The 20910-nt window shown below is 62.1% G+C and carries 2 protein-coding genes; both read right to left on the bottom strand.

What is annotated here, in order from left to right:
* Positions 1-21 precede the first annotated feature (21 nt).
* Positions 22-15546: an invasin domain 3-containing protein gene (locus G7068_RS11660; protein WP_166292111.1), complete on the bottom strand. Its 15525-nt coding sequence runs from the start codon at positions 15544-15546 to the stop codon at positions 22-24.
* Between the two features lie 330 nt (positions 15547-15876).
* Positions 15877-20829, bottom strand: coding sequence for an Ig-like domain-containing protein (locus tag G7068_RS11655; RefSeq protein WP_166292110.1), 4953 nt, complete (start codon positions 20827-20829; stop codon positions 15877-15879).
* Positions 20830-20910: the final 81 nt, after the last annotated feature.

Here is a 20910-nt window from a genome sequence, read left to right as displayed (position 1 = left end):
CACTGGGGCTTGCAGAGGGGGCTACTTGCTGGGCCTGTAGTCAAGCACCAGTCGGTAGATGAACGCCGCCATCGCTTGACGCGAGAGCTTGTTCTTAGGCCAGTACTCCTTGGTCGATCCGACCTTGTTACCGGTTGTCAGCTTCTCGTCCCACATCCAAGAGACCTCGGTGTAGAACTTCATGCTCGGTTTCATGTCGGCCATCGGAGAGACTGCAGGAGCCTTGTAACCCTTTGGCGCTTCAAGGCGGTAGATGAACGCCGCCATCGCTTCACGCGACAGGGATTCCTTCGGACGGAAGGTCGGCTTGCCCGAGGGCTCTGCCCAACCCGTCGCCAGTTCGCTCTCCCACATCCAAGCAATCGCCGTGTAGAACTTGTGGTCCGTCGGCACATCTGCGAACGGAGACACGAGCGGAGGACGGTAGCCCTTCGGTGCTTCCATACGGTAGATGAACGCGGCCATCGCTTCACGAGAGAGCTCGTTGTTCGGCTTGTAGAGCGGCTTGCCGTAGGGCTGACGCCATCCGGTGGAGTACTTCATGCAGTGCATCCAGTCGATCTCTTTGTAGAACTTGTGGTTCAACGGAGTATCGCGGAACACCGGAACCGGCCGTGGCGTGGAGCAGGGAGGGACAACCACAGGATCCGCGAACAACGCTACGTTGTTTGCCGGCTTACCCTGGTTGATCGTTACCTTTACGTCAGTACCGTCGTACTTCACCGTGACCGGCTTCTTACCCGCGAGGGTCGAAGTGACGGTTGCGGTGTAGGTGCCAGTCGATACCTCACCGAAGTTGCCGACGGTTCCCTTACCAATGCCACCGCTTACAGCGGCCTTGAGCTTGCCAACCTGACCGGGCACCAGCTTGCCGTTCTTATCGAGCAGCTTCACCGTGACGGTGTGCTTGCCCGACGTGACGAGCTGTGATCCAGTCGACACCTGGAAGCCAGACTTCGTAAGGTCAACACCCAGCACTCCGTCGATGAACGAGGCTGTTCCGTTACCGACCAGGTTGATGCTGTCGGCGCCGAACACCACCGTAATCGGCTTCAGACCGAAGACTGTTGTCTTGATCGGAGCGGTGTAGGTACCGGGAACGTCCGTCTCAGTGAATGCAGTCGGTGTCTCGTCTCCTAGGCTGGCAGTGGTCGCCCACACAAGGCCTGCAGCTTGACCCGTGACCGGGTTACCAGCAGCGTCGGCCAGCGATACCGTCACCGTGTGCTCAGCGGCCTCGGCCACCTTGTCACCCGTTGACACCGTGTACTTGGTACCCGGGTGCGTGATATCGGTACCACCGGTGACGAACACCGCGTTGCGGTTGCCCACAGGAGTGATCAGGCCGGTTGCACCACCGTTTGTGTAGCTCGCGATGATGAACTTGCTGCCCGGCCGGCTCGACACAACCGCGGCTGTGTACGTACCTGGGGTGGTGGTCGACTCCGTGAAGCCCGAGATCATTCCCAGCCCCAAGGGGTCAGTGCTCTGAGCCGAGATTCTGTTCGCCAGACCTGCGATCGGGTTGCCGAACACGTCAGCAAGCGTCACCGTGACCGAGTGCGAGCCGTTTCCAATCGCAACCTCACCAGAAGATACGACGTAACCGGTTCGAGCCAACCCGAGGTCAACATCACCCGCCGCGAACAACGCCGTGCCGTTCCCCGTGAGGGTGATCGGCGAACCGTTGTGGTTCACGGTAATGACCTTCTCACCAGCGGACGACGACAGGATCGTCGCCACGTAGGTGCCGGGAGTTGCCGTCTCGACGAATGCCGTGACCGAGAACACACCGAGGCTCGTAGCCGACGACCAGCTCAACTGAGCTGCCTCGCCTGAGACGGGGTTGCTGTTCGCATCCGCCAGCTTCACGGTCACCTTGTGCGAGCCGGAGGCCACAACCTGGCTTCCCGTCGACACGGTGTAGTTCGTACCGGCGTTTCCGAGGTCAACGCCGCCGGCGAGGAAGTTCGCCTTGGTGTTGTTCGTACCGGCATTCACAGCGTTGCCGGAGAACTTCACCGTGACGGTCTTAATTCCGGCAGTGCTCGACGTCACCGACGCCTTGTACTCGCCTGGAACCGCAGCCGTCTCCGTGAAGGTTGCCACCACGCCACCGTCGGTTGCAACAGCAACAAGCCCAGCAGCCTGACCCGTGACCGGGTTACCGTTTGCATCCGACAACGTTGCCGTTACCGTGTGCGCTCCTGTTCCAGCGAGCTCGGTGCCACCCGACACTGAGTAGCTTGTGCCGCCATTGTTCGTGTCGACGTCACCAGCCACAAACACTGCCGTGTCGTTTCCGTTCGGCTTCACATCGCTTCCGCTCAGCTTCACCGTCACCTTCTTGTTTCCGGTTGTGGTCGCGGTCACCGTTGCCGTGTAGGTGCCCGGCGTAGCCGACTCACTAAAGCTGGAGACCTGGGCGCCGCCCGTGGCTGTCGCCACGAGGTTGTTCCGTTGACCGGAAACCGGGTTCTCCAGACCGTCAACCAGCGTTACCGTCACGGTGTGTGAGCCACCAACGACCTGCTTCTCACCCGACGACACCGAGTATCCGGTGCCCGCGCCGTTCAGATCGACAGACCCGGCGACAAACTTCGCCGTGTCGTTGCCGCTCGCAACGAGTCCGAGCGGAGTCGAGCCGAAGAGCGTCGTGATGACCTTGTCACCAGCAACCGAGGAGAGGATCGCGGCGGTGTAGGTGCCGGGGATCGCAGACTCTGCGAAGCCCGTAACCGAGTTCACGCCGAGGCTACTCGCCGAGGACCAGCTCAGCGGAGCGGCCTGACCCGAAACCGGGTTGCCGAACGCGTCACTCAGGGTCACCGTCACCGTGTGAGCACCTGATCCTGCAACCTGCGTACCCGTCGACACCTTGAACTTGGTGCCAGCGCTGTTCGGATCAACATCTCCCGCAATAAATCGAGCGATGCTGTTCAGACCCGGCTTTACGAGAGTGCCCGCAACTCGCACGGTCACAATCTTGTCACCGGAGGTGTTCGAGGTCACCGTGGCCGTGTACGTACCGGGGGTGGTCAGCGACTCAGTGAAGTTCGTCACCGCACCGCTACCCGAGGCCGCACCAACAAGGTCGTTTGCCTTGCCAGAGACCGCGTTACCACTCACGTCAGCCAGCGTCACCGTCACGGTGTGCGAACCGGAGCCCGCTACCGCATCGCCTGTGGACACGTTGTAACGAGTCGCAGCGTTATCGGTGTCAACCTCACCAGCGATGAAGCTCGCCTTGGCGTTTCCGCCAACCTTCAGGGTGAGAGGATTCGCGCCGTAGTTCACCGCGATGGTCTTCACTCCGGCAAGCGTCGAGGTGATTGTCGCGGTGTAGGTACCGGCCGTAGCGGTCTCGGTGAAGGTCGAGACCCCACCGCCACCCAGGCCGCCAGCGGCGGTCGCAGACAAGCCGCTTCCCTGACCGGAAACCACGTTTCCGGCCTTGTCAGCGAGCATCACCGTCACGGTGTGCGCGCCACTGCCAGCCACACGAGTTCCTGTCGAAACCGTGTAGTTGGTGCCAGCGACACCGGTGTCAACACCACCGGCCACGAATCGCGCGGTGGTGTTGCCCGAAGCGTTTACCGCGTCAGCCCCGTAGCGAACAGTTACCGACTTGCTACCGGCGGTTGCCGAGGTTACCTGCGCAGTGTAGGTGCCAGGCGCGGTAGCCGACTCAGTGAAGCTGGAAACCACAGCACCGCCCGAGACGGCCGCAACCAGCAGACCGCTCTGTGCAGAAACCGGGTTGTCCAGTGCATCAACCAGCGTCACGGTCACCTGGTGTGAGCCGCCCTCAACTGAGGCGTCACCACCCGACACCGAGTACGCCGTGCCCGTTTTGCTCGTGTCAACAGCACCGGCCACAAACGTGGCGGTGTCGTTAGCTCCGAGGGTGACGGGCAGTGCACCGTAGTGCACCTTGATCGTCTTGGCACCGGCTACCGGCGACGCGAGCGTCGCAGTGTAAGTACCCGGGGTTGCCGTCTCAACAAAGGCGCTCGGCACAACACTGCCAGGCACGGAAGACCAGCTCAGCGGAGCGGCCTCACCCGAAACCGGGTTGCCGTACGCGTCAGCCAGCGTTGCCGTGACCGTGTGCACTCCCGAGCCAGCGACACGTGTACCGGTCGAAACCGTGTAGCGCGTGGCGTCAGCACCGGTGTCAACGCTGCCCGCGACAAACTTCGCGGTGTCGTTGCCATTCGCAGTCACCGAACCGCTTTCAAACTTGACCGTGACGGTCTTGTTTCCAGCGGCGTTGGAGGTGACGGTCGCCGTGTAGGTGCCAGCAGTAACTGCCGACTCCTTGAACGCCGAGACCTGGGCGGATCCGGTCGCAGCTCCCGAAAGATCTGCTTCCTTACCCGCTACGGAGTTTCCATTCGCATCGGCCAGTTTCACCGTGACAGTGTGCGAACCTGCACCCGCGATCTGGTTTCCACCAGTCACCGTGTAGTTCGTGTTCGCGTGACCCAGATCGACGAGCCCTGCAACGAAGACAGCAACACCGTTTCCGTTGAGGTTGACCTGGTTTGCACCGTAGTTCACCGTGACGGTCTTGTCGCCCGTGGTGTTCGAGCTCACAGTTGCCGTGTAGGTACCAGCGGTGCCGGTCTCCGTGAAGTTGGACACCTTTGCGCCGCCAGAAGCCGAGCCGGTGAGTCCACCAGCCTGCCCTGAGACCACGTTGCCGTTTGTGTCAGTGAGGTTCACTGTCACGGTGTGCGAGGTCGCACCGGCGACTCGGCTACCCGTGGACACCGAGTAGTTGGTGCCCGGGGCATTCGTGTCAACACCGCCGGCGATGAACCGTGCCGTAGTGTTCCCGGAAGCGTTCACCGAGTTGGTGTCGTGCTTCACAGTGACCGACTTATTGCCCGCGGTTGCCGATGTGACAGCCGCCGTGTACATGCCAGGCGTGTCCGTCGACTCGGTGAAGTCACCGACCACGGCACCACCCGAAGCAACAGCCTTCAGGCTCGCCGCTTGGCCCGACACGGGGTTATCCACGCCGTCAACGAGATTCACCGTTACCTGGTGCGATCCGCCCAGCACGGAGGCGTCGCCCCCGGATACTGAGTACTTCGTGCCAGGACGGTTGGTGTCAACACCACCGGCAACAAATGCCGCCGTAGCGTTCCCCAGAACACTGATCGGGTTGGCCCCGTACAGCGTCGAGATCACCTTGTTACCCGCAAGCGAGGAGCTAATCACGGCGGAGTAGGTGCCGGGGGTAGCTGTCTCGACAAACGGAGTGACGTTGTTGACACCCAGGCTGGTCGCTGACGACCAGCTCAGCGGAGCAGCTTCGCCCGAGACCACGTTGCCGTGCGTATCACGCAGGGTGACCGTGACGGTGTGCGATCCTGAACCGGCAATGCGAGTGCCCTGCGACACGGTGTACTTCGTACCCGCGTTGTTGGTGTCAACACCACCGGCGACAAAGGTCGCGGTGTCGTTGCCACTTCGAGCGAGCACGCTGCTTCCGTAGCTTGCGGTGATGACCTTTCCACCGGCAAGCGTCGAATTGATCACGGCCGTGTAGGTACCGGGCGTTGCCGTCTCGGTGAAGGGCGTAACCGCGCCAGCACCCAGAGAAGCGTTCGCCGTCCAGCTCAGCGGGCCTGCCTGACCGGAAACCGCGTTGCCGTTCTCATCAGCCAGTGTCGCCGTCACCGTGTGTGTGCCGGAGCCCGCCACACGAGTACCGGTTGACACCGAGAACTTCGTCCCTGCGTTACCGACGCTCACTCCACCAGGGATGAAGGTTGCAGTGCGGTTCGTTTCGAAGGTAATCGGGTCTGCGCCGTGCAGCACAGAGATAACCTTGTTACCCGCGCTCGAGGAGAGAATCGGGGCCGTGTAGGTACCGGGCGTAGCCGTCTCAACAAAGCCCGTCACAACGTTCACGCCGAGGCTGTTCGCCGAAGACCAGCTCAACTGAGCGGCCTGGCCAGGTACGGCGTTGCCGTAGCTGTCCTTCAGCTTCGCAGTCACGGTGTGCGAACCAAGGCCAGCGGTCTGCTCGCCCTGCGTCACTGTGAATCGTGTGCCGCTGTGGTTCGGATCGACACTGCCAGCTGTGAACTCGGCGGTGTTCGGTCCTGAGGCGTTGATCGTGGTGCTGGAGTGCTTGACCGTTACGGTCTTCACACCCACGCTCGACGATGTCACCTCTGCGGTGTAGGTGCCCGCGGTTGCGGTTTCCGTGAACGCGCCAACTGCAGCGCCACCCGTGACCGCACCGGTCAGGCTTGCGGCCTGGCCCGCGATCACGTTGCCGAACGAATCAGCCAGCGTCACGGTCACCGTGTGTGAGGTCGATCCTGCAATCCGAGTGCCAGTGGTCACGGAGTAGCCGGTCCCACCAACATTCGGATCAACCGCACCAACGACGAACACTGCTTTATCGTTGCCGGCGGCCTTCAGGCCAACAGCGTTTGCGCCGTACGTGACCGTAATGGTCCGCGTGCCGGGGGTCAGTGACGTCACCTGAGCGACGTACTCACCCGCGGTTGTGGTCGGCGTAAACGCGCTCACCACACCACCGGTTGAGGAAGCGCCGGTAAGCCCTGCAGCCTGACCCGAGACCGGGTTGCCGATCGTGTCCGTGAGGTTCACGGTCACCGTGTGCGCGCCGGAGCCCGCAAGCAGGTCACCGGTCGTCACTGTGTAGTTTGTCGACGCAACGTTCGTGTCGACACCACCGGTTACGAACTTGGCAACCTTGTTGCCGCTCGCCTTCAACACACCAGCAGCGGAGTGTGTGACCGCTACCGTCTTGTCGCCCGGAGTTGTCGCGGTCACCTGGGCTGTGTACGTGCCGGGAGTCACAACGGACTCCTGGAAGGCACCCACCACAGCACCACCGTCAGCTGCACCAGCGAGGTTTGCTGCCTGACCCGAGATTGGGTTCTTCAGGCTGTCAACCAGCGACACAGTCACCGTGTGAGCACCACCAACAACAGGCGCTTCACCACCGGTCACCGTGTAGTTCGTGCCAGCCTGGGTCGGATCCACCGGACCCACCACAAACACAGCCGCACCATTCTGGTCAACGTTTACGAGATCGGCACCAAACTTCACCGTCACGTTCTTCGTACCAGGGGTGTCCGAGGTAATCTGCGCCGTGTACGTGCCAGGTGTGCCACCGGACTCGGTGAACGCACCGATCACAGCACCGCCGGTTGCCGTGGCAGTGATTCCTGCGCTCTGGTTCGACACCGCGAGACCGTTGGCGTCGGCAAGCTTCACCGTCAGCGTGTGTGCACCGGAACCCACAACCCGGGTTCCCTCGGTCACGTTGTACTTCGTATCGGCATTACCCGTGTCGACGCCACCCGTGACGAACTTCGCCGTGGCATTGCCGGAGACAGTCACCGCTCCGGCCGTCTTGTGCGCAACCGTCACGTTCTTGCTGCCGGCAGTCGCCGAGGTGATCTGAGCGGTGTACTCGCCCGGCTTCACAGCCGACTCCGTAAACGCTCCCACAACAGCACCACCCGAAGCAGCGCCAGTGAGTTCACCAGCCTGGTTCGTCACAGGGTTATCGAACGCGTCAACCATCGTTACGGTCACCTGGTGTGAACCGGTCACAGCCGTCGCGTCACCCGTCGTCACTGAGTACTTCGTACCCGCCTGACCCGGGTCAACTGCACCCGCTGTAAACAGCGCGGTTGCGTTGTTCGTCACACCGCCGACCAGAATCGTTGCACTGTCGAACTTGACCGAGATGACCTTCGCACCCGACACGGTCGACTTGATCGTCGCCGTATAGGTTCCCGGAGTTGCCGTCTCAACAAAGCCCGTTGCCTGGGTGACACCCTGGCTCGGGTTCGCCGACCACGTCAAGGGAGCTGCAACACCAGAGACCGCGGTCCCGTTTGCGTCGCGCAGCGTCACCGTCACCGTGTGTGAGCCTGAGCCCACGGTCTGAGCCCCAGTCGATACCCAGAAGCGAGTACCGGGATCACCCGGGAACACCTCACCCGCAGCGAATTCCGCGGTGTTCGGTCCCGATGGATTGATCGTTGTACCGGAGTGCTTGACCGTTACGGTCTTCACACCCACGGTCGGCGACGTCACAGCGGCCGAGTAAGTACCCGCGGTTGCTGTCTCCGTGAACGCGCCAACTGCAGCGCCACCCGAAACCGCACCGGTCAGGTTTGCCGCCTGGCCTGCGATCACGTTGCCGAACGAATCAGCCAGTGTCACAGTTACGGTGTGCTCACCGGAGCCCGCAACCCGAGTGCCCGTGGTCACGGAGTAGCCGGTTCCACCAACATTCGGATCAACCGGGCCTACAACGAACACAGCTTTGTCGTTACCGGCGGTCTTCAGGCCAACAGCGTTGGCACCGTAGGTGACCGTGATGGTCCGCGTGCCTGGAGTCAGTGACGTCACCTGAGCGACATATTCACCCGCGGTTGTTGTCGGCGTGAACGCACCAACCACACCACCAACGGTGGAAGCACCGGTCAGGCCAGCTGCCTGACCCGAGACCGGGTTACCGATCGAATCGGTCAGGTTTACTGTCACCGTGTGGGCGCCGGAGCCCGCAAGCAGGTTTCCGGTCGTCACCGTGTAGTTTGTCGACGCAACGTTCGTGTCAACTCCACCGGTTACGAACTTGGCAACCTTGTTGCCCTTCGCGTTCAACGCGCCAGCAGCAGAGTGTGTCACTGCAACTGTCTTGTCGCCCGGAATTGTCGCGGTTACCTGGGCGGTGTAGGTACCGGGAGCCACAATCGACTCCTGGAACGTACCGACCACGGCACCGCCATCAGCTGCGCCAGCGAGGTTTGCTGCCTGACCCGGGATCGGGTTCTTCAAGCCATCAACCAGCGACACAGTCACGGTGTGAGTACCACCAACAACAGGGGCCTCACCACCGGTCACCGTGTAGTTGGTACCGGCCTGGGTCGGATCCACCGGACCGACCACAAACACGGCCGCTCCGTTCTGGTCAACATTTACCGGATCGGCACCAAACTTCACCGTCACGTTTTTGCTGCCAGGCGTCTCCGATGTCACCGAAGCCGTGTATGTGCCAGGCGTTCCACCAGACTCAGTAAACGCACCGATCACAGCGCCACCGGTCACCGCGGCCGTAATGCCGGCGCTCTGACCCGAAACCGCAAGACCGTTCGCGTCGGCAAGCTTCACCGTCAGCGTGTGCGCACCGGAACCCACAACTCGGGTTCCCTCCGTCACGCTGTACTTCGTACCCGCATTACCCGTGTCAACACCACCGGTAACAAACTTCGCCGTGGTGTTGCCCGAGGCAGTCACCGCTCCGGCCGTCTTATGCGTGACCGAAACAGTCTTGCTTCCCGCCGTTGCCGACGTCACCTGAGCCGTGTACTCACCCGGCTTCACAACCGACTCGGTAAACGACCCGACAAGAGCACCGCCCGATGCAGCGCCGGTGAGTTCACCAGCCTGGTTGGTTACGGGGTTGTTCAGGCTATCAACCAGCGTCACCGTCACCTGGTGTGAACCGGTCACAGCCGTTGCATCACCTGTTGTCACCGAGAACTTTGTGTTCCCCTGCGACGGATCCACACTGCCCGCAACGAACAGGGCAGCAGCGTTGTTATTCCCGCCAAGCAGAATCGGCGTCGTGTCGTAGTTCACGGAAATTGTCTTCGCACCCGACACGGTCGACTTGATCGTCGCCGTGTAGGTACCGGGCGTCGCGGTCTCCACAAATCCGGAGCCCAGCGTGACACCCGCGCTCGGGTTTGCTGACCAGCTCAACGGAGCAGCCGCACCAGGCACAGGGATTCCGTTCGAATCCCGCAGCGTTACCGTCACGGTGTGCGCACCGGTTCCCACAGTCTGCGCACCAGTCGATACCGAGAACCGCGTGCCCGGGTCACCGGGGAACACAGCCCCCGCAGCGAACTCAGCTGTGTTCGGACCAGAAGGATTGATCGTTGTGCCCGAGTGCTTGACCGTTACGGTCTTCACACCCACGGTTGCAGACGTCACCTCAGCGGTGTACGTGCCCGCAGTAGCAGTCTCCGAGAAGGATCCAACAACACCACCGGCGGTCGCGGCACCGGTCAGGCTTGCAGCCTGGCCCGCGATCACGTTGCCGAACGAATCAGCCAGTGTCACCGTCACCGTGTGCGCAGTTGAACCCGCGACGCGAGTGCCCGTGGTCACGGAGTAGCCGGTCCCACCAACATTCGGATCAACCGGACCCACCACAAACACAGCCTTGTCGTTACCGGCGGTCTTCAGGCCAATAGCGTTCGCGCCGTACGTGACCGTAATGGTGCGCGTACCGGGGGTCAGCGAGGTGACCTGCGCAACGTACTCACCCGCGGTCGTGGTCGGCGTAAACGCACCAACAACACCACCGGTTGAGGAAGCACCGGTCAGGCCAGCAGCCTGACCCGAAACCGGGTTACCGATCGTGTCCGTGAGGTTCACGGTCACGGTGTGCGCGCCCGAACCCGCAAGCAGGTTACCCGTCGTCACCGTGTAGTTCGTCGACGCAACATTCGTGTCAACACCACCGGTCACAAACTTCGCGACCTTGTTCGCGGTCGTAGACAGGGGGCCCGCAGCGGTGTGTGTTACCGCCACCGTCTTGTCGCCCGGTGTGGATGATGTGACCTGAGCCGTGTAGGTACCAGGAGTCACAACCGACTCCGAGAACCCGCCAACCGCTGCTCCTCCGTCGGCGGCACCAACCAGGTTGGCCGACTGGCCAGGAATGGGGTTGTTCAGCGAATCAACCAGCGTGACGGTCACCGTGTGGGCGCCACCAACAACGGGAGCTTCACCACCGGTTACCGAGTAGCTCGTGCCCGTTTTGCTCGGATCTACCGGGCCCACCACAAACACAGCAGCGCCGTTTTTGTCGAGGTTGACCGGATCAGCACCAAACTTCACGGTGACGTTCTTCGAGCCGGGTGTCGTTGACGTGATTGCAGCGGTGTAGGTACCGGGAGTAGCACCCGATTCCGTGAACCCACCGATCACAGCACCACCGGTCACCGCAGGGGTGATTCCAGCGCTCTGCCCCGAAACCGCAAGGCCGTTCGCGTCAGCAAGCTTCACCGTAAGGGTGTGCGAGCCCGACCCGACGACCCGGGTTCCCGTCGTTACGTCGTACGTGGTTCCAGCATTGTTGGTGTCAACGCCACCCGTGACGAACTTCGCCGTGGCATTGCCAGACGCAGTTACTGCCCCGGACGTCTTATGCGACACGGTTACGTTCTTGCTGCCGGCAGTCGCCGAGGTGATCTGAGCGGTGTACTCGCCCGGCTTTCCAACGGTCTCTGTGAACGCTCCCACAACAGCGCCGCCCGAAGCAACACCTGAGAGTTCAGCAGCCTGGTTGGTCACCGGGTTATTGAAACTATCAACCAGCGTCGCTGTCACCTGGTGTGAACCAGTCACAGCCGTCGCGTCACCCGTCGTCACCGAGTACTTTGTACCCGCCTGAGTCGGATCAACGGCGCCAGCCGTAAACAGCGCGGTCGCATTGTTGGTCACTCCACCGACCAGAATCGAAGCACCGTCGAACTTGACCGAGATGACCTTTGCGCCCGACACGGTCGACTTAATCGTCGCCGTGTACGTACCGGGGGTTGCCGTCTCAACAAAGCCCGATGCCTGGGTCACACCCTGGCTCGGGGTCGCCGACCACGTCAGCGGAGCAGCAACACCAGACACGGCGTTCCCGTTCGCATCACGCAGCGTCACCGTCACCGTGTGTGAGCCTGAGCCCACGGTCTGAGCGCCAGTCGACACCCAGAAACGAGTATCAGCGTGCCCGGGCAGCACAGTTCCTGCTCCGAAGACTGCCTTGTCGTTTGCACCGACGGTGACCGCGGACGCGCCAATGTTGACGGTCACGGTCTTTGTGCCGGTTGTGAGCGAGGTGACGGTCGCGGTGTAGGTACCCTCGGTCACCGGTGACTCAACGAAACCGGTCACGAGGGCGCCACCGGTTACCGCACCGTTCAGGTCAGCAGCCTTGCCCGAAACCGGGTTGTTGCCCGCATCAGCAAGTGTCACGGTAACGGTGTGGTTTCCGGATCCCGCAACCTGTGTGCCGGTCGACACCGTAAACCTGGTGCCGGTAGCGCTCGGGTCAACCTCACCGGAGACAAAGACTGCCTTGTCGTTTGCGCCAGCCGTGAGGGCGTCGGCACCGAACTTCACGGTGACCGTCTTGCTGCCCTTGGTGGCCGAGGTAACGTTCGCGGTGTAGGTTCCGGGGGTTGTAGCGGACTCGACAAAGCCGGTCACAACGCCGCCGCCTGATGCAGCACCGTTCAGCCCTGCGGCTTTACCCGAGACGGGGTTGCCCTGTGCGTCAGCAAGTTTCGCCGTCACAGTGTGTGATCCGGAACCCGCCGTTTGGTTACCCTCTGTGACGGTGAAGCTCGACCCTGGGTTTGCAGGATCAACAGCACCGGCAGCAAAGTTTGCGTCGACGGTTCCAATCTTCAGTGTCGCATCGTACGAGACCGTGACGCTCTTTGAGCCGGCCTTCGTTGACGTCACCGTCGCGGTGTACACACCAGCAGCGGTTTCAGTAAACGCCGAGACAACAACGGGGTTACCGGCGTTGTCTGCAACCGAAGAGGTGAGGGAAGCCGCAGCACCCACGACGGGGTTGTTGTTGGCGTCCTTGAGCACCGCGGTGATGGTGTGCCTGTCGGCACCGTCCGCCACACGATCCTTGTTGTCGTCAATGCTGAGCTCGGACTTTCCAGCTCCAACGACGGGACCGCCCGCGGTGAACACAGCGTTACGCACGGGTCCAACCTGCTGGTCGGTGCCGTTGACGTCGACAAAGGCCTTTACAGCAAAGGTGCCAGAAGCGGCGCTCTTGAGCTTTGCGGTGTACGTGCCGTCGCCGTTATCCGTCACCGATGAAATGGTGAACGGATCGCTGCTGTTCTGCTTCTTGATAGACACGAGCTGACCAGCCGCAGGCAGGCCGCTCGATGCGCCGATCACCGTGACAGTTGCCGTGATCTCGGCGGTGTCATCTGCAACCACAGAAGCAGGTGCCAGCTCAAAGGTTGACGCAGCCGGGTTGGGCAGCTCGAGGTAGTTGAGCACAACACGAACGTCGTTTCCGGCAGCAAGTAGTGCACCGGGGATCGTCACGTTGTTTCCCGACACTGTTGCGTTGCCGAGGGCGGCACCGGTCACGGAGTCGACGACCTTCGCAGACTTCAGCGATGCCCCAGCTGGAACAGCGGTGTTGGTGAGCACCATGTCGCTGCTGACAGTCGTCACCCCGTACGCGGTGCTCTTGGCATCCGCAGCCAGGGAGAGTGTTGCCGGGCTGTTCGTCGTGTTACTCACGTTGAAGTTGTAGTTACCGGGAACCTTGCTGTTCACCTGGAAACGGGAGACCGCGGGTACAACACGCACCTCGTGGTCTTCGACCTCACCCGCGGTCACCCACGGCTTGTCGGTCTGCGTCGCAAGCGCAGCGTATTCACCATCGACGTTGCTTGGCTTCTCAACGTCAACCAGCGAGCTATTCACACGCAGTGTCGAGTAGCTGTTCGCCGCGGCCGGGGCGGAGGCCGGTGCCGTCAGGTCAAATTCAGCCTGCGCTCCACTCGCCGCCATCTTTGCACCAAACGCCGCTCGTGGGCTCGCGTTCTGCGTACCCGGTGCCGTCAGCCAAGCGCTGACCTTGGCGTTAGCTGCCTGGCCACCCTGGTTATCAACGAGCACGCGGTACTTTTTGCCCTGCGCGAGAAGCTGACCACCAACGGCCCGGTTCTCACCCTCAAGCTTCAAGAACACACCGTCGTCGGATGCGTGCGAGTTGTTGGTCGCACCAATCGTAAACAGGCCGTTGACCGCGCCGATCCGCAGATCGTTTGCGGCATCCCCGTCAACGTTTACGTGCTGCGGACCAACACCAGTGTTTGCGTCGCTGCTCAGCAGGCTGTTGCGCGACAGGTCGGCGGTGGATCCGGCTACAGCAACCTGGAAGTTGGCGACATAGTAGGCGGACGCGTTGTTGCCGTTGATCTTCACGAGGTCGGTGACCTCGTTGACGTTGATCTTCGTCTGCAAGGGTGTGCCGAGAGCAGGGTTAGCGCCGTAGTTGGTCTCGTTGATGGCCTCGACGCTGTTTGTACCGTCGTTGGCCTTCAGCGACGCATCAATTGCGACAACCTCGCCATTTTTGGTCTCGGTGCCCGTGGTCAGCTTCGGCTGCACCACACGAATGTAGCCAACACCTGCAGACCAGTTGAGCATCGACTCGTACACGCCGTTTGCGTCGGTCGTGCGAGAGCCCTGCAGCGTCGCAGTGCCGTCACCGTTGTCGCGGTAGATCGCAACCGTCTGGTTCGCGAGCGGGGTGCCGTCAGTGGTCTTCACGACACCGGACAGGCCAACAGCACCCTCAACACCGGCACCGTCGTACCAGGTGTTGTTTGTGTTCGGGGTCGTACCTGCCACGTTCCAACCGGTCGCACCGATCGGGTAGCCCTTCACAAACGAGGGGCGCTGCAGCAGCGGATCAATCGCGGTAAAGTTTGCGCCGCGGTTATCGTTGTAGCCGCTCGGAATGACGATCTTGCCGTCCAAGAAGCCGAGTGATACGAACTCCGACTGGTTCACGCGCCAGTCCTGCACCGGAAGCCCGTTGCCCGAGTTGTTCAGGGTGTAGCCGGTTCCGCTCGCAAAGTCGGCGACGACGCTAACCTTGCCGGTCTGCGCGTCGGTCTTCATGATGCGGCCAGTGTTGGTGGGGAGTCCGCTCGTAGCGATGTTGTACACGTTACCGAGGGCGTCAAGCGTCATGTCGCTCACGTTGCCCGGGTTGTTGTTGGGCGCAGCAGAGGTCACGGTGGTGATCGTGCGGAACGAGTTGTCGGCGAGCGTCAGCGGATCACCGTCGGGGCCGGGGCTGAACACCATGTAGCGTGTGCCGTTTGCCGGGGTGCAGTCGTTCATCACAACAAGCTCGTTGGTGCCCGGGTTGGTCTCCATGCCACAGGTCTCGTTGTCGAACGCAGACGGCCACGGGATTCGCACCTCGTAGGTCTTGCCCTTCTGACCCACACCGTTGTTGTTGGCAGGAGACCACTCAATAATGCCGTACCGGGTGGTGCCGTACGTGGCGTTAAACGCGTCACGCTCGGCCGTGGATGACCACGCCGTCGACTGCTGAACGCCCAAGCCGGGTGTCGTCCAGATGCCGTCAACGCCCTTATTCGCAACGTTTGCTGATACCGCCAGGTTCACCGCATCGCGGTACCCGGTGTTCGCCGTGTTACGCAAGATAATGGCGCGAGTGGGCGTCGACTTCGAGCTCACGATACCCGAGAGGTTGCCCGCTCCGGTTGGCCCGAAGGAGGGGTTCTGGTTGTTCCACACAGCAATCGCGAACACACCGCCCTTGCGCAGATCCGCGTCGCCAGGCCAATCCACAGACCCGATCACATCACCGGTCAGCGCGTTGGCCGGGGCAGTGCTCTGGGTCAGGCCCAGAGTCGTAAACCCGCTCAGCACCAGCAAGAAGGTCACGGTGACGGCTATGACGCGCCGCGCCCTCTCACGAGCTCCACTGAACACAGTGGAGCCCAAGTCAAACGGGCTGTGAGCCCGACTACTGTTTCTCATCTATCGTTTCCCCGAACATGTTTTAACTACAAAAACTGAAAACCCTAAAGCCTTAAACGACGTCATCGGTTGCCCGAAACCCCACTTTCAACCTTTCCAACCGGCAATCACGCAAATTCCCGCGTCTCATAGAAAATGGGCGCGAAGCACCCAAGCTCTCTCGACACGGCTCAGGGCTTAGATTCGCAACTGCCCTCTTTATGACGCGAAAAGAGAAAGAATTTTTGAAAAGTTTTAAGTCGTGCGTTTTGCAGAGGATCGCCGACGCCCGCGAACTGCCGCGGCCGCCCCGAGCAGCAGCACCACCAACGAAAGTCCGGCCAACACCCCGGCGGCTTCACCACCCGTAGTCGCGAGGAACGCCATGCGCTGTTCCGCCACGGTGAACGGTTCAGAGCGCAGTGTTGTCTCTTCCCCGGTGAGCAGAATCGTGTGGGTTCCGAGCGCGACCCGCGCGCCAAGCGGAATCTCGAGTGATACGTTGCCACTCGCATCAACCACAGCGCTCACCGGTTCTACCGCCGAGTCGTCGATGGTTGCGGTGACACGCTCTCCCGGCAGGTACCCAAAGCCGTGCACCGTTTGGGTGTCGGTGTTTGCGAGCACGGGGCGAGCGACCAGGATCGAGGCCGCGCTCAATCTCAGGTGCACCGCGGCAGACTCATTACCCAGCTCATCGGTCACCAACAGCGTGATGACCTCGTTGCGGGTGGGCGCGAGTGAGAGCTTGATTTCAAAGTAGCCGTCAAGACCGGCGGTCGCAGATCCGAGAAGAGCTCCATTTTCATCGGTCACGGTGACGGTCGAGCCGGGCTGCGCGTACCCCGCGACGACCTGACTCGTGAACTCAGACACCACTGCGGCTACGGGTGGCGTGCTGTCGATCGGCACGGGCACCTCGATGCTGTTGCCGACCTGGTCCGTGACACGAATGACAACGTCATCGCCGGTCACGAGTCGGGGCGTCGGCGTAAACGTAAACTGGCCGCGCTCATCGATCGCGATCGTGCCACGCAGTCGGTTTCCGTGACCGTCCAGAAATTGAATGCTGTCGGTCTGTTCGATCGTGCCCCCGGCGACGATGAGACCGTTCGTCGGTTCGGGTTCGGGGGCGGCGGGCAGAGTGGTCTTAATGAAGGGGGCAAAGGCCTCGCTCCAATTCCCCGCCGGGTCCACCGCAAACACCCGCACTCCGTCTTGCTCGGTGAGCCGCGCACGCGGGGTGAACTCAACGCACCCCTTGTTCGATTTGCCCAGCTCTCCGCTGATCGTATTGCCATGCTTGTCCTGCACCACAATGGTGTTGCCCGCGTCGGAGCAGATCTTGAGCTTCCACCCGTTTGAGGGGTCCACCCGAGGAGCGTCGGGAGCAAGCAGGTCAATCGTGAGCACGGCGACGGCAGACACAAAACCGTTCTCGTCACGCGCATGTACGTCGAGGCGCTGGTCGTGCACAACAGGGGCGAGAAGGGGAGTCGTGAACCTCCCGAGCATGTCGCTTGTGGTCGTCGCGAGCAGGGTGCCGTTTTCCGTTCGCACAGTCACAGTCATAAGCGGATCAGATCCACCGCTGACCCGCGTGCCGTTGGAAGGATCAACCGTGGGTTTCGACGGAGTCGGCACAAACCGCACCTGATCCGTTCCCGCAGCGGTCACACCGCTCACGCTCACACTCGCCGTTGCAGTCGCGACCCTGGTGGCCGTCAGGGTTGCGGCGTACACCCCGTCGCCAACGTACTCGGTGCTCGTGACCTCGCCGCTCGAACTCGCAATCACCACGTCTGAAAGCTCCTCGTCGATTAGGTTGCCAAACGTGTCTTTCAGGCGCGCTTCAATGGTCACCTCGTGGCGGCCGTTCGCCTCCGCAACCCCGGCCGAAGCTTGCACGCCCGAGTTTGCGGCCGCGTAATTTCCCGCCCTGAAGCTCACCGAAGCGGGAGACTCCGCAACCGCTTCAGCACCGAGTGCAGCCGAGACGGTCGCTGTTCCAGCCCGCTCCGTCTTAACTGTCACCCTGGCGAAGCCGTCGCTCCCAGAGGTCGCAACCCCGTTGCCGCTCATGGAGGTGGCCGGATCAGTCGTGAAGGTTACTGCCTGGCCGGTTACGACGTTTCCAAAGGCATCAGCGACTCGAACCTTCGCCTCGTGGGGCTCGCCGTCGACCGCCAGCCGCCCTGGGGTCACGCTGAGCACGGAGTGGGCAGCGGAGGCAGCACCCGGTGTAAACACAACGGCAACGGGTGACCCCGCGACTGTGTCTTGGCGGTCGGCGGCATCCACCGTCGCCGCGACGTCAAAGGGCGTGCGCGCGACGGTCGATCCAACCGACAGGGTGGCCTTTCCCTGCGCGTCGGTGATCCTGGTCACACCTGTTGGGCCCGCGACCGGTTCGCCGCTCTCACCCGCGCCGAGCGCACTGAGGCCGACGGGCAGACCAAACCGAACGACCGCGTTCTGCACGGGAAGCCCGGCTGCGTTTCGGGCAGTGACCGTCACCTCGTTTGCCGCGGTGCCGTTGGCAACGGCATTGTTACTGGTCACAGCCATCGCAGAGTCGGCGGCTACGGGTTCGTCGTCGTCTTCCAGGATCACCGCGAGGCTGTCGAGCACGATCCCGTCGTATTCGGGGTCGTCCGATGCCAGCTCAGGCGTGAGTGTGAGCGCACGCGTGCCGTCAACGACCGTGTTGTTGATCGCGGCGACGGCAACCTTCGTTTCACCGGAAGCCGGATCGATCACGGCGTCGCTCTCGCTCATTGCGGTGTTGTTTGGCAGCAGCTTGGCCTGCGCGGCCGGGTCGCCCTGCGGGTCCGGCATGCTCGCGTCGGGCACCAAGTCCGTCCACCTCGGCTGCACAACGACGGTCGAGACCGGGGGGTGTGTTGTGCGGCCGAGCGAGTCCCTGGCGTCCGTAACAATAGTGAACGATTCCGTTTCGGTAGCTCCCTCGGCTGCCGTGAGCGTGCCACCCGGCTGAGCGGAGAGGCTGACCGGAATCCGGTATTCGACGGAGGCATCGAGCATGGCGCCCGGAGTGCCCACGATTCCGGCAGGGTCGGAGGAACGAACGACGTTGTTTGGAGCCTCAGTGGCATTTGCAGGCTGGTCGTTCCAATGCCCCTCACGATCCTGTACGCTGTGAGCGGCCGCGCCGAGCACAACGGTGCCGGTCGCGTCAGCTCGCACTGTCACGTTCCAGCGTGTGTTCACCGCGGCGTTCTCGCTCGCGGGTCGCACGCTCTGCACAGAGGCGGCGGCCGAAGACGCGGCCGTGTTGAGAGCTGCTGCGAGCGCGCCATCAGCCAGTGGCACCGACGACACCACTTCAAACTCGAGCGCGCGACTCCACGTCGGATCCTGCTGGGTTTCCGCCTGACGAATCCACAGCTGAGGTCCGCACGCATCGACTCCGGCCCCTGCAATCTCGACCGTCCGTGAAAGCGGTGAGGTGTTGCCAAGCGCGTCAACGGTCTGCAAACGCAGTTTGCCCCCGCCAAGCGCAAACGGGTACTTGAGTTCCGCACCATCGACGCCCCAGTCCGCGGCGCTCGCCACCTGCACACGGCCGAGGTAGACATCGGCACCGTTTGCACCACCGGCAAACGCGTCAACCCTCACGGGATAACTCGGTTGGTTGCCTCCCGCCTGGGGTGCCTGCACGGTCACCGCTACCTGGCATGCACCGGGAACAACGGTCGCTGCACTCGGGAAGGCGGTGCGAACGTTGCCGTTCGCGTTGCTGATGTGCACCGGGTTCGCGAGGTCACCTGGCAGCTCAGCCGAGTTCGTTGGGGTCGCGGTGAACCCGCCAACGTTGCTGAAGGTGTTGCGGTCGAGCGCAACACTCGGGCCTCCCGAGGACGTGACTGAGATGACCTGACCGACCGTGTTGCGATTCCAGCCTACGAACGTGTTATCGGTGACTGCAACGGTGCCTGAACCGGCCACGCCTCCCGACACCAAAACCGAGGGCCCCGCCGGTGTCCAGGCTCCAGCGTTGTTAAAGATGTTGCGATCGACGGTCACCGTTGCCCCCGCCACCGGTGCGCGGGTCAGCCTGATGTCATTGTTCGCAGTGCCGTGGATCAGCGCGGTATCGAGAGTGCTCACAAACCTGTTGCCGCTGATGCGCGAGACACCACCCAGCTGAAGCAGATCACCACTGATCGGCACGCTGTTGTCGTAGTGCACTCCCCTGCGAAAGTCTTTGAACGTGGTCCCCATCACAACAAGGTCGTCAACTCTCACAACGCCCCCGTCCCACTTTCCGATGCCGTACACGGCGTTGCCGGTGTAGCGGTTTTCCCACGAAATCGTTGAGTCGATAAAGCTCAGACCGTGAACGGGCTCTGCAGCGTTGCCGTACTGCTGCACAATGTTGATCCCGGCGGCCCAGATTGAGTCGAGCGTTACGTCGCGAATGAGCGTTGCCTCCGCGCCACCAACAACGTTAATCGCGCGCTCGATGGCGTAGGTGAGCCCTCCGCTTCCGGCCGGACCATTTGCGATTCGCCCGTTTTCGATGAGCAGGTTCTTTGCGGTTTTGCCGACGTAAATGACACCCTCGGCCCCGGCAAGGTTCGAGAAGTTGCGCAGCACCTGATCCTGTCCGGTAAACGACATCACCACACCGGTCATGCCGCCGTCACCCGGCGGAAGCAGTTCGAGACGGTTCTGCAGGTCGACCACCACGTTGCCCGAGAACCACAGGATGCTTCCCGCATGGTCGTTGTCGACGGTGCCGCCGACGATGCTGTTCATGTCGGCCGATCCCCTGATCATGCCGGCAAACCCCGTCGGGGTGTTGGTCGCCGAGTTCTCGAGCAGCACGGTGCCACTGTTTGCAAACGACCCGTTCAGCTGGCGAAGCGAACCCTGCGGTGTCGGAGCGGCAAGCGTAATCAGTACCTTTGTTGACGGGTCTGCAGCGCTGAGCGCGTTCGCCTCTTGCGCTGCGGCAAGTAGCGTGCAGGTCGCGCCGTAGTTCGCCGCGGTCGCGCACTTGCCATCGCCGGGATTTGCATCGGGGATCAGCCGCACGTCGTTCACACGCAGCGTGTAGTCGTAGCCGTTGCGCAGGTCGGTTGTGGTCGGGGTGGGTTCAGCAGCGGCCGGGGCAGCAAACGACCCCGTGGCCTGCCCCGCAACCGGCGCTACGAGAGCAACCAGGAGTAGAGCAGCGGTCACGCGCCGTTGCTGGCGTCGTTGAGCATGCATCCGCAATTCGTTTCCCTTTCACAACATTCACAACACATCGATGGTCTGGCA

Source organism: Leucobacter viscericola (genome assembly GCF_011299575.1).
GTDB lineage: Bacteria > Actinomycetota > Actinomycetes > Actinomycetales > Microbacteriaceae > Leucobacter > Leucobacter viscericola.
This window is presented reverse-complemented; position numbering and strand designations above follow the sequence as displayed.